Source organism: Pseudomonas sp. K2I15 (genome assembly GCF_002204795.1).
In the GTDB taxonomy this organism is placed as follows: domain Bacteria; phylum Pseudomonadota; class Gammaproteobacteria; order Pseudomonadales; family Pseudomonadaceae; genus Aquipseudomonas.
Genome location: NZ_NIXO01000031.1, coordinates 1 through 15,621 on the forward strand (window position 1 = coordinate 1; position 15,621 = coordinate 15,621).

Sequence of the window (15,621 nt, forward strand, 5' to 3'; positions counted from 1 at the left end):
CCTCCAACCCCGCCTTACGCATCCGCGCCACCACCCCCACGGCCAACAACGAATGCCCCCCCAACTCAAAAAAATGATCCTTTCGCCCTACCCGATCCAGCTTCAAAACCTCAGCCCAAACCCCAGCAATCACCGTCTCCACCTCCCCCCGAGGCGGCTCATAGGCGCGACTCAAGACAGCCTCCACCCCAGGCTCCGGCAACCCCTTGCGGTCCAGCTTCCCGGCCGGATTAAGCGGCCACACCTCCACCCGCACAAACGCCGAAGGCACCATGTACTCAGGCAACCCCTCCACCATGTAAATACGCAACGCCTCAAGCCCAGGCACAACATCACGAACCGTGAAATACGCCACCAACCGCTCATCCCGAATCAACACCGCCACCTCCCGCAACGCAGGATGCGCAGCCAACCGCGCCTCAACCTCCCCCAACTCCAGCCGCACCCCGCGCAGCTTCACCTGAAAGTCATTACGCCCCAGAAACTCCAGACTCCCGTCCGGCAAATACCGCACCAGATCCCCCGTGCGATACAACCGATCCCCCGCCACAAACGGGCTATCGATAAACCGCTCGGCAGTCATCTGCGCCAACCCCAAATACCCGCGAGCCACGCCCACCCCGCCGATATGCAACTGACCACTGCACCCCAGCGGCACCGGCCGGTCATGCTCGTCCAGCACATACAACCGGGTATTGCTGATGGCCCGCCCGATCGGCAATTGCACCGCAGGCACCGGCGCACCCGGCTCCAGGGTCCAGGCGCTGCTGTCCACCGTGGCCTCGGTGGGCCCGTAAACGTTGTGCAAACGCACCTTCGGCAACCGCGCCTGAACCCCACGGGCCAAGGCTTCGGTCAGCTCCCCGCCACCGCATAAAACGTCGGTAAGGCTGGTGCAGTGCGCAGACTCTTCCAGCTCCAAAAACTGCTGCAACATCGCCGGCACAAACTTGATCACGCTGATCTGTTGCTCACGAATCACCTGCGCCAGGTACGCCGGCTCACGGTGGCCATCGGGCCGCGCCAGCACCAGGCGCATGCCATTGGTCAGCGGCCAGAACAGCTCCCACACCGAACCATCAAAACTGAACGGCGCCCGCTGCAATAACGCGCCACCCTCCGCATTCGGGCACAGTTGCGAGCCCCAGTGCATCAGGTTGCCCAGGCCGCAATGTTCGATCATCACGCCCTTGGGTGTGCCGGTGGAGCCGGAGGTGTACATCACGTAGGCCAGGTTGCCGACACTCAAGCCCGGCACCAGCGGATTGCCCTCGGGCGCCTGGTGCCACGCGCAGTGGTCGAAGTCGATCACCGGTATCGACACCTCTCCCGGCAACTCGCGGGTCGCGCCATGGACCAGCAACGCGACCGGCGCGCTGTCTTGCAACATGTAGGCGAGACGCTCGCGGGGATAGCTCGGGTCCAGCGGCACATAAGCGCCGCCGGCCTTGAGAATGGCCAACAACCCCACCACCAGGTCCAACCCGCGCTCGACACACAGCGCCACCCGCGAATCCGGCTGCACCCCGCGCTCACGCAGGTGATAGGCCAGGCGGTTGGCACGCTCGTTGAGCTCGCGATAGGTCAGCTGTTGCTCACCAGCCTGCACCGCCACCACGTGGGGTGTATGCCGGGCATGGGCTTCGAACAGGGCGTGGACGGTCAGGCCCACGGGGTAGTCGGTTTCGGTGGCGTTGAAGTCCACCAGTTGCTGTTGCAGCTCGGTCGCGGGCAGCACCTGTATGTCGAACAGCGGCGCTTCTGGCGTCGCTATCAATCCGGCCAGCACCGTGCCCAGGTAATCCAGCAGGCGCTGGGCACCCACCTTGCGGGGCGCCTTGGCCTTGAGACGGAAACCGCTGGCCAGGTCATCCACCGTCAGCATCAGCGGATAGCTGAGGATGTCTTCGCTGCTGAGCAACTCGATGCCGGGCTGCAATTGCTGGAGTTCTTCGGCCGAGGCGTGCCGGTAATTCAGCAGGCTGTTGAACAGCGGTGTGACGCCGCTGCAACGCTGGGCCAACGCCAGCGAGGCTTGCTCATGGGCGAGCAAGGCACTCAGTTGTTGCTGCGTCTGCTTGATCGCCTCACTTACCGTCAACCCGGCAAGGCGCAGGCGCAACGGCAAGGTGTTGATGAACATGCCCAGGGCACGGTCCGCGCCCTCGCCTGCCTGCAAACGTCCCAGCAATACGGTGCCGAACACCACATCGTCACGGCCCGAGACGCGACCCAGCACCTGGGCCCACGCCAGGTGAAACAGGCTCGCCGCACTGACGCCCAAGGTGCGGGCCTGTTCACGCAGGCGTTGGCCGAGGGCGTCGGGAAGCAGCACAAGAGCTTCTTCGGTCGCGTGGCGATCCGCCTGGCGCTCCTGCAAGCCAAAGGCCAGCGTCGGCTCGTCGACATCCGCCAGGCGCTCTCGCAAGAACGCTTCGTGCCCGGCCTGGCGTGCCGGTGAACGGGTCTGGGCCACCACGTTGCGATAGGGCACCGGCGCCGGCAGTTGCTGTTGCTGGCCCTGCAAATGTGCCTGGATTTCCGCCATCAACACTTGGGTCGATGTGGCGTCGTTAACCAGATGATGGAAACGCAGCATGCCCACCCAACGGCGGTTCAGCGGGTCTTCGGCATAATCCAGAGCCATCAGCGGCGCCTGGCGAAAATCCAGCGGACGCTGTCGCTCGCGTAGCTTCTCGACGATTGAATCACCCTCAAGGTTCACAGGCTCCACGTCCAGGCACGCCTTGCGCCACACCACTTGCATCGGTTGTTCAAGGGCATCCCACGCCAGGCTGGTGCGCAGGATGTCATGGCGGTCGATCACCTGTTGCAGCGCCTGGGCGAATGCCTCCAGCTGTTCACGCCGGGCAAAGCTGAACATCGCGTGTTGCTGGTACGGATCGCGCTCGTCGGTGATGTGGTGATACAGCAAACCTTCCTGCAACGGCGCCAGCGGATAGATTTCCTGCACATTGGCGGCACCACCGGGGATAGCGGCGACGATGCGTTCAATCGTCGGTTGGTCCAGCTCGGCCAGCGCCAGCAAGTCCGGGGTAATCGCCGTGCAGCCCAGAGGAACGCGGTTTGCCGGCACATCGAACTCGGCGCCTTGGCCGACTGCCGCCGCCAGCGCGGCCAATGTGGGCTGACCGAACAGCACCTGCACATCGGCCTGCAATCCGGCCTGGCGCATGCGTTGCACCAGTTGGACGGCCAACAACGAATGGCCGCCCAACTCGAAGAAATGATCATGCCGCCCCACCTGCTCGACATGCAGCACCTCGGCCCAGATCTGCGCCAGCGCGATTTCCGTGGCGCCTTGCGGGGCTTCGTAGGTTCGGCTGACCAACGCATCGGCGCCAGGTGCCGGCAAGGCCTTGCGGTCGAGTTTGCCGTTGGCGGTCAGGGGCAACGCATCCAGTTTTACGTAGGCCCGCGGCACCATGTAATCCGGCAAGCGTGATTGCAGGTGGGCACGAAGCTCGTCGATCGCCACCGGCGCGTGCTCGGTGAACCAGGCCAGCAACTGCCCCTCACGCACCTGGACCACGGCTTCAGTGACGCCCGCATAAGCGGCCAGGGCCGATTCGATTTCACCCAGCTCGATACGCACGCCACGGATTTTTACCTGGTCGTCGTTGCGGCCCAGGTACTCGATATTCCCGTCCGGCAGCCAGCGCGCCAGGTCGCCGGTGCGGTACATACGTCCCGGGCTGAAGGGATCGTCGAGGAAGCGTTCAGCGGTCATTTCCGGGCGGTTCAAATAACCCCGGGCCACGCCTTTACCGCCGACGTACAACTCGCCCGCGATGCCGATTGGCACAGGCCGCTGCTGCTCATCCAGCAGGTAGACCGTGGCATTCGCGATGGGTTTGCCGATGTGCAGCGGCTGTCCGACCTCCACGCTTCCAGAGGTGGCAACCACCGTAGCTTCGGTGGGGCCGTAATTGTTGATCACCGCGAAACTGCGGGCCTTGCTGAACTGACGCAGGCGGTCGCCGCCAATCAGCAACGTGCGCAAGGTCGGATGCTCCATGTTCTGACTGAACGCGTACTCGGCCACGGGCGTGGGCAGGAAGCACACGTCCAAAGGTTGCGCGCGCCACCACGCCAGCAGCGCGTCGATGTCTTCCGCACCGTCGTGGGCCGGCGGCAGGTGCAAGGTCGCACCCACGCACAGCGCCGGCCAGACTTCCCAGGCCATCGCGTCAAACCCAAAGCCGGCAACGCTGGCGGTGTGGCTGCCCTGGTGCAAATCGAAGGCCTGGCAATGCCAGTCCACCAGGTTGGCCACGGTGTGGTGCTCCACCATCACGCCTTTGGGCAGGCCGGTGGAGCCCGAGGTGTAGATCACATAGGCGAGATTGGCGGGTGTCACCGCCACTTGCGGGTTGCTCGCCAATTGCGCCGTTGCCTCGTCCAGGTTGATCACCGGCAGGCTCAGCACCGGCAAGCGTTCCAGCAAATCCGTCTGTGTCAGCACCGCTACCGGCGCGCTGTCGCGGAGCAAATAGTTCAGGCGCTCGGCAGGATGGGCTGGGTCTACCGGCACATAGCAGGCGCCGGACTTGAGAATCCCCAACAACCCCACCAGCGTTTCCAGGCCGCGCCGGGCGACGATCGCCACGCGGTCGTCAGGCTTTACTCCCAGCCTCAACAATTGATGAGCCAGGCCATTGGCCCGTTGATTCAACTCGACGTACGTGAGCCGCTGCCCCTGATACACCGCTGCCACCGCATGCGGGGTCAGCGCGGCCCGGGCTTCGATACGCCCGTGCAGGGTTTGCGCCGCAGGGTATGCCTGTTCAGTGCTGTTCCAGCGTTGCAATTGCGCGGTTTCCCCAGGCGTCACCAGGGAGAAATCCGCCAGGGCCAGCTCTGTATTTTCCAACCCCTGCTCCAGCAGATACACCAGGCGCTCGGCCAGGGCGTGTACCTCGTGTTGCTGGAAATACGCCTCGTTGTAGACGCAGTGCAGACACGCCGTGTCGTGGTAGCGATTGCTGCGCAAGTGAATCGCAAGCGGCAACGGCTCATGGTGGTTGGAGACTTTGATCGCCCGGGCCGGTGCCTGGCCGTAGCGAAATTCATGGTCGTCCTGTTCATAGGACACCGACAGATCGAACAGTTGGCCACGGTCGGCGCGCAGCAAACCCAGCTCGCGATTCATCTCGCTCAGCGGGAAACGCTGATGCCGGAAATCCTGCTTGAGTTGGTCCCGCACGCCACGCACCAGGGTGCTGAAAGACAGGTCGTCGCTGAACTGCAAGCGCACGGCACTGACCTGGGTAAACAGCCCCAGGGTCGAACGGAATCGCGCATTGGAACGGTTGAGAATGGGCAGCCCCACCACCCACTCCTGACGCTGGCCGGTACGGCTGAAGTACACGTACATCGCGGCCAATAACACATGGAACGCCGACGCCTGATAACGGCTCGCCACCCGCGCCATGCGGTTGAGCAACGCCGGCGGAAACGGTGCTACCAAGGTGTTGCTCGGCGCCTGGCCCCTGGCATGGTAACGGGGCGTCAGCAGCGGCTCGGGCAGCGCCTGGTATTTGTCCAGCCAGTAACTGCGGTCCCGCGCGTAACGGGCCGACTCGCGATAGCGTTCATCGCTGTCGATGAAGTCGATATAGGACGGCGCCGACAGGTCCGGTTGCCGGCCCTGCTCCAGGGCGCTGTAGAGTCCGGCCAGGGACTGCAGCATCTGGCCAAAGCCCCAACCGTCGAGAATCAGGTGATGGGCCTGGGTGCCGAGGCGGTAATGCAGGTCATCGAGCTTGACCAGGAAAAAACGGAACAATGGCTCGTCGCCCAGCGTATAGGCCCGGGCCATTTGCTCCTGCAACAAGGCCTCGGCCGCAGCCTGGGGATCGGGCAGGTGCGAGAAGTCATGCTGCGGTACCGACACCGCCATCGCCTCAGCAAACGCCTGCCGGGGCAAACCATCGGCCGCCACCTGCAACACCGTACGCAACGCGTCGTGCTTGGTCACCAGTTGCCCGATGGCACGCTGGATCAATTCGGCGTTCACCGGGCCTGTGAGGTCCACATAGCCACCGATGTTGTACAGCGGCGAATCACCGAGGCGCAGTTGGTCGAGCCAGATATCCCGCTGGGCGGCGGTCAGGGGGAAAAACGTCATAAGATCCTTCTCATGTGAGGTGTCGATAAGGCGCACAACGCCCCATTGAGGCGAAATCAACGGGATTTAAGCATCACCCCCAAGGCCCGTATGTCACCCGAAACCCGGACAGCCGGGCACCGCGCCGAGGTTGGCTGATGGTTCAGTGCTGAAACGATTAAATGAATGTAGGAAATTGGCTATATCTGGCCGATGCCCAGCAGCCAGCCACTTTCAAAAGAACCAATAAATCATATATATATCAACTAGTTAAATAACTCTAAAAACCTCTAAAACTACAACCACTGCCAATACATCTGTCAGAAATGACGAAATAATGGCGCGGTTTTTATGGCAGGTTGTGTCCCTCGTTTCCGCTACATACGTAGGACAAATCCCCGTGGCTAAATAAAGCCTCGAGCACCGACCCAGGTTCAAGGAGAACGGGAGGCCTGCACACGTACGGGGCAACCGTTAACGGTTTTCGACATCAAGGATGAGATGGCTATGAGTCTGACCAGCAGTATTCGGAATATGGAAAGTCCGCATTTTTATCTCGAGTTGGGGGAGTTGATTTCCAGCACAGGCACTGAACACTTTGCGGCGAACATGCTGCAACTGGTCGACAAACTGGTGCCGGTGCACTTGGTGGACCTCAGTGAATGGACCCTCGACGAGCACCAGGCCTGCGTGCTCGATATCAAGTTACTCGGCAGCGACGGGTTGAAGCGGGACTTGCCGCCACCGCGCACCCTGCACCACCGCGACGATCATCCGCTGCTGAAAAAAATGCTCGGCATGAACGACCCGCTGCTGATCCAGATGAACGCCAAGGCCAACAGCACCGACGCCCGCGGCACCTCTCATCAGTGCAACCTGGTGTCGCGCCAGGCCAGCCGGCGTTGCGTTATTTCGTTCTACCGCCCCCACACTCAACGTGCGTTTTCCCTGGCCGAGTTGTCGTTTCTCAAGAGCCTTTCGCAAACCTTGCTGCCGTTGATCGAGCGCCACGCGCAGATCAATCGACAGCTGCCGTTGGTGGCTCCCGAGCCGTCTAAAACCCTGCTGGAGCAGTCGCAATTGCAGCGCGAATTCTATAAACGCCTGTCACTCAGTGACATCACGTTATCGGCGCGGGAACAGGAAGTTTGCCTCGGGCTATTGACCGGCGGGACCGTGCCGCAGATGGCCGAAAAACTCAGCGTAAAAAACAGTTCAATCGAAACCTACCTCAAGCGCGCGGCAGCAAAACTGGGTGTCAGTGGCCGGCATGGCCTGGCCAAATGGATGGTTGGCGCGTGATGAAAAAACTCATGCTCGGCGTGGTGTGTGTGCTTGGCGGGTGTTCGCTGATCCCGGACTATCACCGGCCCGAGGCGCCAACGCCGGCGCAGTATCCGGTGTACAACGCAGGCAAAGTGGGCTCGTCGGCTGCCGGGGCCGAGTGGCAGCAGTTGTTCAGTGACCCGGTGATGCGGCAGCTGATTGGCCAGGCACTGGTGAATAACCGTGACTTGCGGGTGGCGGCGCTGAATGTCGAAGCGTTCCAGGCGCAATACCGCATCCAGCGTGCAGACCTGTTCCCGGCGGTGTCTGCCACGGGTGCCGAAAACCGGCAAAAAGTCTCGCGACGCACCACTGGCACCGGCAAGTCCGCGATCACCTCCACCTATTCGGCGACGCTGGGCGTGAGTGCCTATGAGCTGGATTTTTTTGGGCGTGTGCGCAGCCTCAGTGAGCAGGCGATGTTGCAGTACCTGGCCACTGAAGAGGCCCGGCGCAGTGCGCAACTGAGCCTGGTGGCCAACGTCGCCAATGCTTACCTGACCTGGCGCGCCGACCAGGAGCTGCTGGCCCTGGCCCAGCAAACCTTGGCCTCGGACGAGCACAGCCTGCGCCTGACGTCGCGCAGCAAAACGGCTGGCAAGGCGACGTCGATCGATGTGATCCAGGCGCAGACCAGCGTTGAAAGCACCCGAGCGAGCATCGCCCGCTACCAGCGTCAGGTGGCCCAGGATCTCAACAGCCTGGCGCTGCTGGTGGGTGGGCCGGTGCCTGATTCGCTGCCGGCACGGCCGCTGGCTGACGACCTGGTAGCCCGGGTACCGGCGGGGTTGCCTTCGAATCTGCTGCAACGTCGGCCGGATATTGTCCAGGCGGAGTATCAGTTGCAGGCAGCCAACGCCAATATTGGCGCGGCGCGGGCGGCGTTTTTTCCTTCGGTCACGTTGACGGCCAATGCGGGTAGCAGCAGCAAGGATTTGTCGGGGTTGTTCCAGGGTGGCTCGGGGAGTTGGGCGTTTCAGCCGCAGATCAATCTGCCGATCTTTAATGCGGGCAGCCTGCGGGCCAGCCTGGATTACGCGAGGATTCAGAAGAACATCTTTGTTGCGCAGTATGAGAAGTCGATTCAGACGGCGTTTCAGGAGGTCTCGAATGGGCTGGCGGCGCGGCAGACTTATAACGATCAACTGGCGGCGCAGCGGGATTTTGTTCGGGCTAACCAGAAGTATTACGACCTGGCGCAGCACCGGTATCGCAGTGGGGTGGACAGTAATCTGGTGTTTCTGGATGCGCAGCGGTCGTTGTTCAATTCGCAGCAGGCGTTGATTGTTGATCGGTTGGCGCAGTTGGTGGCGGAGGTGAATTTGTATACGGCGTTGGGTGGGGGTTGGGATTTGGCTTCCGCTGGGGTTGGGGCTGGGGGCATATCCGTTTTTTCGGTCACGGCGACTTATGGTTCCGCTCTTACAGCGGGTCACTTTTGGCAAACGCCCCAAAAGTAACCAAAAGGTCTTTGCCCCACCACTCGGTGCCTCGCCTAGGCTCGGCATGCCGGAACGAAGGCCATCGTGGTTGATGGGGCCCGCAGATCAAGATCAACAGCAGATCAAGAACACGGAAGCCTGAAAGCCGACCTGAGTGTTAGAAGCAAGGGCAAGGGCCAGAGCGAAAGCGAAAGCAGAGCTGCTTTTATGTGGGAGCGGGCTTGCTCGCGAAAAACCTGAGAACGCCGCGTTCATTCAGGACGCCCGCGTCATCGTTAACGACCTTCGCGAGCAAGCCCGCTCCCACATTTGGACCGCGCCCGCTTTAGCTTTTGATTTTGCTTCACCACACTCAAGCCGGCCGGTAGGCCGCTGTGCTCTTGTTCTTGATCTTGATTTTGATCTTAGGCGCCCCGTTAAACCACGCTGGCCGAACGCAGGTAGTACGGAGCGGGTAAACCGGCAGGACGCCGGTTTAGCCGCGACGGGGCAGGGACGCCCCGTCGCGGCGGCCCGCGCAGTAATACCGGAGAGAGGGCACACCGAGCCCAAGCGAGGTGCCGAGTGGTGGGGCAAGAGCGTTTTGCTTACTTTTGCGCTGTTCAAAAGTGAGCCGCTGTAAGAGCGGAACCCATATCAAAATCCACCCAAATAACGGATATGCCCCCTACCCCCGCCAAGGCCCCATCGCCAAACTATAAGGAGAAAACCCGTCAAACTGCCAACGCAGCGCCAATGCCGCATCCCGCCGCACCACGTGCTCCACACGAACTTTCCACAACCGCTCAGCGCCCTCAAACGTGGCCAACTCAGCCCCACCCAGAATCACCTCAGCCTCCCCGACCACTTGCAACACATCACCCGAAGCAAAATCCACAAACAACAACCCCGCCACAGGGTTGACCTGCAAATTCCCCAACGTATTAAAAAACGAATTACCCGTAAAATCGGGAATCGTCAGCACATCCCCCTCCACCCGCACAAACCCACTATTGCCCCCCCGATGTGAAACGTCCACCGACCGTTGAGCCGCGTCACCGGCAAGGTCAACGTAGCTGGCGACAAAAAACGTATCAGCACTGCGAATCACCGCCCGGGCAGCCTCATCAAGCGAACTGGCCCGCTGCACCACACCTTCAGCAGAGCGCTGCCCCAGCGCTGCCGGATCCACCGCACGCAACTGAATATACTTCGGACAATTACCAAACGTGTGCACCACATCCACAACAAAACCATCCATGCCAGCCGTACCCACAACCCCATTCATACGATTACGCCGCCGCGTATTCAGATCAATACCCAACACCCCCACCGCCGCGCCTTTTTTCAACCCGGCCCCAGCAGGATCACCCACCGCAGGCAGACTATCGATACGCAAACGGTAAGGATCAGGCGAGTAGACAAACCCCGGCGAGCCCTCCAGCAACGTGGCCCACGGAAGTCCCTGATCATCCACAGCGCCCACCACCAGATAAGGCAACAACTCATAAAACGCCCGATGCTGCTCCGGCAAATGATCACGTATGACCTTCGCCCCAATCACCTCCATGCGCTCAGCCACGCCGGCGCTTTGCTGCAACTGCCGCTCGCCGGCATGCCATGGCGAAACGGGGGACGCGTCCTGATGATTCATGCTCAAGCCCTCGGTGGATGAAACGCCGGATGTTCACGCAATGCCGCCACGCTGAAATCCACAAAACTGCGCACCCGCATCGAAGCGTTGCGCCCCTCGCGGTAGACCACATGTACCGGCAGCGGCGGCGGTTCATAGGCCTGCAATACCCGACGCAACTGGCCGCTCGCCAGATGCTCGTGGACCGGATAACTCAGGCACCGGATCAACCCTGCGCCCTGCACCGCCGCATTGATCGCGCCCTGCACCGTGGTGCAACCGAGGCGCGCCCGGGCCTTGATGCTGGAAGCCTGGAAATCCCACTGCACCCAGTCCGAATACGCTTGGCTGGCGACCAGACGATGCTGCTTGAGCGCCTCGGGCTGCAGCGGTTCGCCATGGGTTTGCAGGTAGCCGGGGCTTGCGCAAATGATGTTGCGCACATGGCCCACAGGTCGTGCAACCAAGGATGAACCGGGCAGTTCGCCCACCAGGATCGCCACGTCCAGGCCGTCTTCATTCAGGTTCGGATGATGATCGTGGTACTGCGCAAACACCCGCACCTCGGGGTAACGCTCCAGGTAGTCGGCCAACAGGGGCGCCATCACATAACGACTGAACAGAAACGGCAAAAACACCCGCAGATTGCCCTCAGCCTGCGCATGCGCGCCCCTGGCAGATGCTTCGGCTGCACTCACCCCGTCAAGGATGCGTGAACAGTCCGCCATGAACCTCGTGCCCGCTTCGGTAAGGCGAATTCCCCGGGTGCTGCGCGCAAGCAATTGCACGTGCAAGCGCGCCTCCAGCCGGGCAATCGCGCGGATCACTGTGGGCCCGGAGATGCCCAGGAAACGGCCCGCCGAGGCCAGGCTTGGCTGCCGGGACAGCGCCTGGAAAATCTGCATGTCGCGATAGCGGTCCATCACGCAGGCCGCTTCATCGCTGGGTTGAGCGCTGCGTCCTGCCCCAGCCGGCTGACCAGAAAGTCCACGAAGGTGTTGATTTTCGCCGGTACCCTGGCACTGTTCTGGAACACCACCTGGATCGGCAACGCCGGCGGTTCGAAGTCTTGCAGGATGATTTCCAGTGCGCCTGCCCGCACATCGCTGGCCACCTGGTAAGACAGCACCCGCGTGACGCCCCAGCCCAGGCGCGCCAGGTTGATCGCCGCGTTGTTGGCGGTGACCACCAGGCGTGGGTCAACCGCCACGCTCAATGGCTGGCCGCCTTCCATAAATTGCCATTCGCTGACCAACTGGCTGGAGGACGAGGTGACAATCTTCGCCTCACGCAGTTGCCCAGGGTGCCGCGGCCGGCCGTGGCGTTCAAGGTAAGCCGGCGCGGCGCATACCACGCGGCGCACCTCGCCGACCTTGATCGCCTGCTGGCCGGCTTCCTGCAAATGCCCGATGCGCACGGCCACATCAACGCCTTCGTCGGTCATATTGACCACGCGGTCCACCAGCAAGGCGTTGATGTTGACCTGGGCAAAAAGGTCCAGGTATTCACCCAGGATCGGCGCCACAAACAATTCGCCGAACAACACGGGCGCGGTGACCGTCAGGTGCCCCCACGGCACCGAAAAACTACCTGCCGCCGCCTCTTCGGCCTCCGTCAGTTCGGCGAGGATGCGCCGGCAATCTTCCAGGTAACGCTGGCCCGCCTCGCTCAGGTGCAGGCTGCGGGTGGTGCGCGACAGCAACTGCGTGCCGATACGCGCCTCCATCGCGGCAATCGCGCGGGTCACGCTGGGGGGCGAGATTTTCAGGCGCCGGGCCGCTGCGGCAAAGCCCTGTTCTTCGGCGACGGCGAGGAAAATCTGCATTTCCTGGAAACGGTCCATGGGCCCCCTTTAATCGAATGTAGTACACCAAACCTGTGGCTGGGGAGCTGTTGTGGCGAGAGAGCTTGCTCCCGCTGGAGTGCGCACCGCTCCCCGGATTTTGGGGCCGCTGCGCAGCCCAGCGGGAGCAAGCTCCCTCACCACAAAAACCTTTAATCCTTTGTTAAACCTACGGCCGTGCGTTGCATGCCGACAAACCCCGGCAGCGCCTCGATGCTGCCCAACCAGGCGCGAACCTGCGGGTAGTCGTTCAGCGAGACGTTACCTTCCGGCGCATGGGCGATGTAGGTGTAGTGGGCGATATCGGCAATCGACGGCAGTTCACCGGTCAGGAAACGGCTCTGCCCCAGCGGTTGCTCCAGCACATTGAGCAGCGCATAGGAGCGGCTGATGGCGGCCTCGGCATCCAGCGCTGCGCCGAACACAGTGACCAATCGCGCGGCAGCCGGCCCGGCGTGCAGCGGGCCCGCTGCTGCCGAGAGCCAGCGCTGCACATGGGCCTGAGCCTGGGGCTCGGTCGGAAACCACTGAGCGTTGCCATATTTACCGGCGAGGTACACCAGGATCGCATTGGAATCCGCCAGCACCACGCCGTTGTCATCGATCACCGGCACCTGGCCGAAGCTGTTGAGGGTGGCCAGGAACTCGGGGGTTTTGTGCGCACCTTGCTTCAGGTCGACCAGCACCAGTTCAGCGGGCATGCCCAGCAGCGACAGCATCAGTTCGACCCGGTGGGAATGGCCAGACAACGGGTAACGGTAGAGTTTGATCATGACAGGCTCCGCAATGTGCCAAGGACTCGACCCGGTGATCGTGTCGATGGCACTTATCTTCCGCCGCTACGGCACGCAGCAGAATAGCCAGCTTTTACAATCCAGCATTTCACCCGATGAAACAATCACTCGCAAAACAACTCGTCGATCAGGTTGAACAGCGTGGTTTTCACCGCGCTGTCCAGTTCGGTCCAGGCCAAGCCGGTCCTGGCCTGGAACGCGCCCAACTCAAGGTGCCTGGACACGCAATTGGCCGGCAGCGCCCGGGCGGCTTGCAGCGGCAGTACGCCGACACCCAGCCCGGCCGAGACCAGCGCCAGCATGGTGGTGAATTCGCCGAGTTCGGAGGCGATCTCCAGCGGCACGCCCACGGCCTGGACGAACTCGTCGTAGAACCCCGGCGCATACCGTCGGGCCAGGATGAACACCGGCACCTTGAGCAAATCTGCCGGTTGTATCGATGGCTGCGACGCCAACGGGTGATCCGCAGGCAAAGCAACCACAAAGCTTTCTTGCAGCACCGCGCGGGTCTGCACGCCGGGGTAGGCCGCCGGCAAGCGCATCAGGCCGAAATCCAGCTGGCCGTTTTTCAACGCCGCCGCCTGATCCGGGCCGGGCATGTCCTTGAGTTCCAGTTCAATTCGCGGGTAGCGCTGATGCACTGCGCGAATCAATGCCGGCAGTAACTCCGGCAACACCGACGAGACAAACCCCAGGCGCACCCGGCCAATCTCCCCACGGTTCGAAGCGCGGGCGGCATCGGCGGCGCGGGCGGCCTGGTGCAAGGTGGCCTGGGCTTCGGGCAGAAACACCCGCCCGGCTTCCGTCAGCGTCACCGAGTGCCGGTTACGGTCGAGCAGGCGCACGCCCAGGCCGCTTTCAAGCAATTTGATCTGCATGCTCAGCGCCGGTTGCACGATCGACAGCTGCGCGGCGGCCCGGCCGAAATGCAGTTCCTGGGCGAGCACGACAAAGGCACGCAGGTGCTTGAGTTCCATCGGAAGGCTCCGGTTATCACAGTTTTTGATCACTAGATCACAAATGAAAATTGGACGCTGAACACGCGCTGCGGTGAAGTAAGGCCCGTCATACACGATATGACAGGGCTTGGCCTATAACAATGAGAACAAGGAGGCACCATGCTCGGCATGGCTAACGACACCTATCTGCTGCTCGATGCACTGGTCACGATTATCGGATTGATATTGTTGATCACCCATTTCAAGGTCCACCCCTTCGTTGCCCTGACCCTCGCCGCCGGCTTTCTCGGCCTGACCTCCGGGATGCCGGTGGACAAAGTCATGAAGGCGTTCCAGGACGGGTTTGGCGGGGTGTTGGGGTTTGTCGGGATCATCCTCGGCCTGGGCACCATGCTCGGCAAGCTGATGGCCGATTCCGGCGGCGCCGACCAGATCGCCCGCACGCTGATCCGCGCTTTCGGCAAGCAGCGGGTGCACTGGGCGATGATGTTTTCCGCGTTCCTGGTGGGCATCCCGCTGTTTTTTGAAATCGGCTTTGTGCTGTTGATTCCGTTGGTGTTCATCGTGGCCCGGCGTACCGGGTTGTCGCTGATCAAGATCGGCATGCCGCTGCTGGCCGGGTTATCGGTGGTGCACGGCCTGGTGCCGCCGCATCCGGGGCCGCTGCTGGCCATCGGGATCTTCGGGGCGGATATCGGCAAGACAATTTTCTACGGGCTGGTGGTCGGCCTGCCCACCGCGATCATCGCCGGGCCGCTGTTCGGCAACCTGATCTCGCGCTACGTGCCGGGCACCCCGTCCCCGGAATTGATGGAGCAGCTGGCGAAAGAATCCTCCGGCGAGAACCTGCCGGGTTTCGGCATCACCGTCACCACCATCCTGCTGCCGGTGTTCCTGATGCTGCTCAAGACCTTCGCCGATGTGGCGTTCGCCGCCGACAGCACATTCCGCGTGTGGATGGACCTGATCGGCCACCCGATCACCGCCCTCCTCGCGGCCTTGCTGCTGGCGTTCTATACCTTTGGTGCCGCCCGTGGCTTTTCCCGGGAGCAACTGAGCAAATTATTGGACGCAAGCCTCGCACCCACTGCCGCCATCGTACTGATCGTCGGCGCTGGCGGTGGTTTCAAGCAAATGCTGGTGGCCAGCGGCGTGGGCGATGTGATCGGGCATATGGCGGTGCGCGCCGAGATTTCACCGATTCTGTTGGCCTGGCTGGTAGCGGCGGTGATTCGCGTGGCAACCGGCTCGGCCACCGTGGCAACCATTACCGGCGCCGGGATTGTCGCGCCGGTGATCGGCTTGATGCCCGGGGTCAACCGCGAGCTGCTGGTACTCGCGACAGGCGCCGGTTCGCTGGTGCTGTCCCATGTAAACGACGCCGGGTTCTGGCTGGTGAAGCAGTACTTCAACATGACCGTGATCGAGACATTCAAGACCTGGACGCTGATGGAGACCGTGCTCTCCTTCGCCGCCCTGGGGTTCATCATGCTGCTGTCGTTGGTGGTGTGAAGC

General features: G+C 62.1%; 9 protein-coding genes. 3 read left to right on the forward strand and 6 right to left on the reverse strand.

The window, feature by feature from the left end; all coding sequences use genetic code 11:
- Positions 1 to 6,151 (reverse strand): non-ribosomal peptide synthetase (locus CEC48_RS18640; protein WP_088425073.1); only part of this gene is annotated, 6,151 nt, incomplete at its 3' end.
- Positions 6,152 to 6,637: 486 nt separating this feature from the next.
- On the opposite strand from CEC48_RS18640, the gene CEC48_RS18645 reads away from it, so the two are divergent.
- Positions 6,638 to 7,432, forward strand: coding sequence for a helix-turn-helix transcriptional regulator (locus tag CEC48_RS18645; protein ID WP_088425074.1), 795 nt, complete (start codon positions 6,638 to 6,640; stop codon positions 7,430 to 7,432).
- The gene (locus CEC48_RS18650; protein WP_256579735.1) at positions 7,432 to 8,916 is read left to right on the forward strand and encodes an efflux transporter outer membrane subunit; all 1,485 of its coding nucleotides are present in this window, start codon (positions 7,432 to 7,434) and stop codon (positions 8,914 to 8,916) included. The genes CEC48_RS18645 and CEC48_RS18650 overlap by 1 nt, the downstream gene beginning before the upstream one ends.
- A gap of 649 nt (positions 8,917 to 9,565) precedes the next feature.
- Here the strand turns inward: CEC48_RS18650 and CEC48_RS18660 are convergent.
- From CEC48_RS18660 to CEC48_RS18680, 5 genes are all read right to left on the reverse strand, one after another.
- Positions 9,566 to 10,531 carry a pyridoxamine 5'-phosphate oxidase family protein gene (locus CEC48_RS18660; protein ID WP_088425077.1) on the reverse strand — a complete coding sequence of 322 codons (966 nt, stop codon included), beginning with the start codon at positions 10,529 to 10,531 and terminating at the stop codon, positions 9,566 to 9,568.
- 2 nt (positions 10,532 to 10,533) lie between these two features.
- On the reverse strand, positions 10,534 to 11,433 hold the full coding sequence (locus CEC48_RS18665; protein WP_088425078.1) for a LysR family transcriptional regulator: 900 nt from the start codon (positions 11,431 to 11,433) through the stop codon (positions 10,534 to 10,536).
- Entirely contained in the window at positions 11,433 to 12,353 is a 921-nt protein-coding gene (locus tag CEC48_RS18670) for a LysR family transcriptional regulator (RefSeq protein ID WP_088425079.1), read from the reverse strand. The genes CEC48_RS18665 and CEC48_RS18670 overlap by 1 nt, the downstream gene beginning before the upstream one ends.
- 152 nt (positions 12,354 to 12,505) lie before the next feature.
- Positions 12,506 to 13,126 (reverse strand): glutathione S-transferase family protein, encoded by a 621-nt coding sequence (locus CEC48_RS18675; RefSeq protein WP_088425080.1) that lies wholly within the window; start codon positions 13,124 to 13,126, stop codon positions 12,506 to 12,508.
- Between the two features lie 125 nt (positions 13,127 to 13,251).
- Positions 13,252 to 14,124 carry a LysR family transcriptional regulator gene (locus tag CEC48_RS18680; RefSeq protein WP_088425081.1) on the reverse strand — a complete coding sequence of 291 codons (873 nt, stop codon included), beginning with the start codon at positions 14,122 to 14,124 and terminating at the stop codon, positions 13,252 to 13,254.
- Positions 14,125 to 14,265: 141 nt separating this feature from the next.
- Between CEC48_RS18680 and CEC48_RS18685 the strand changes: the two genes are divergently transcribed.
- The gene (locus tag CEC48_RS18685; RefSeq protein WP_088425082.1) at positions 14,266 to 15,618 is read left to right on the forward strand and encodes a GntP family permease; all 1,353 of its coding nucleotides are present in this window, start codon (positions 14,266 to 14,268) and stop codon (positions 15,616 to 15,618) included.
- The last annotated feature ends 3 nt before the right edge of the window (positions 15,619 to 15,621 follow it).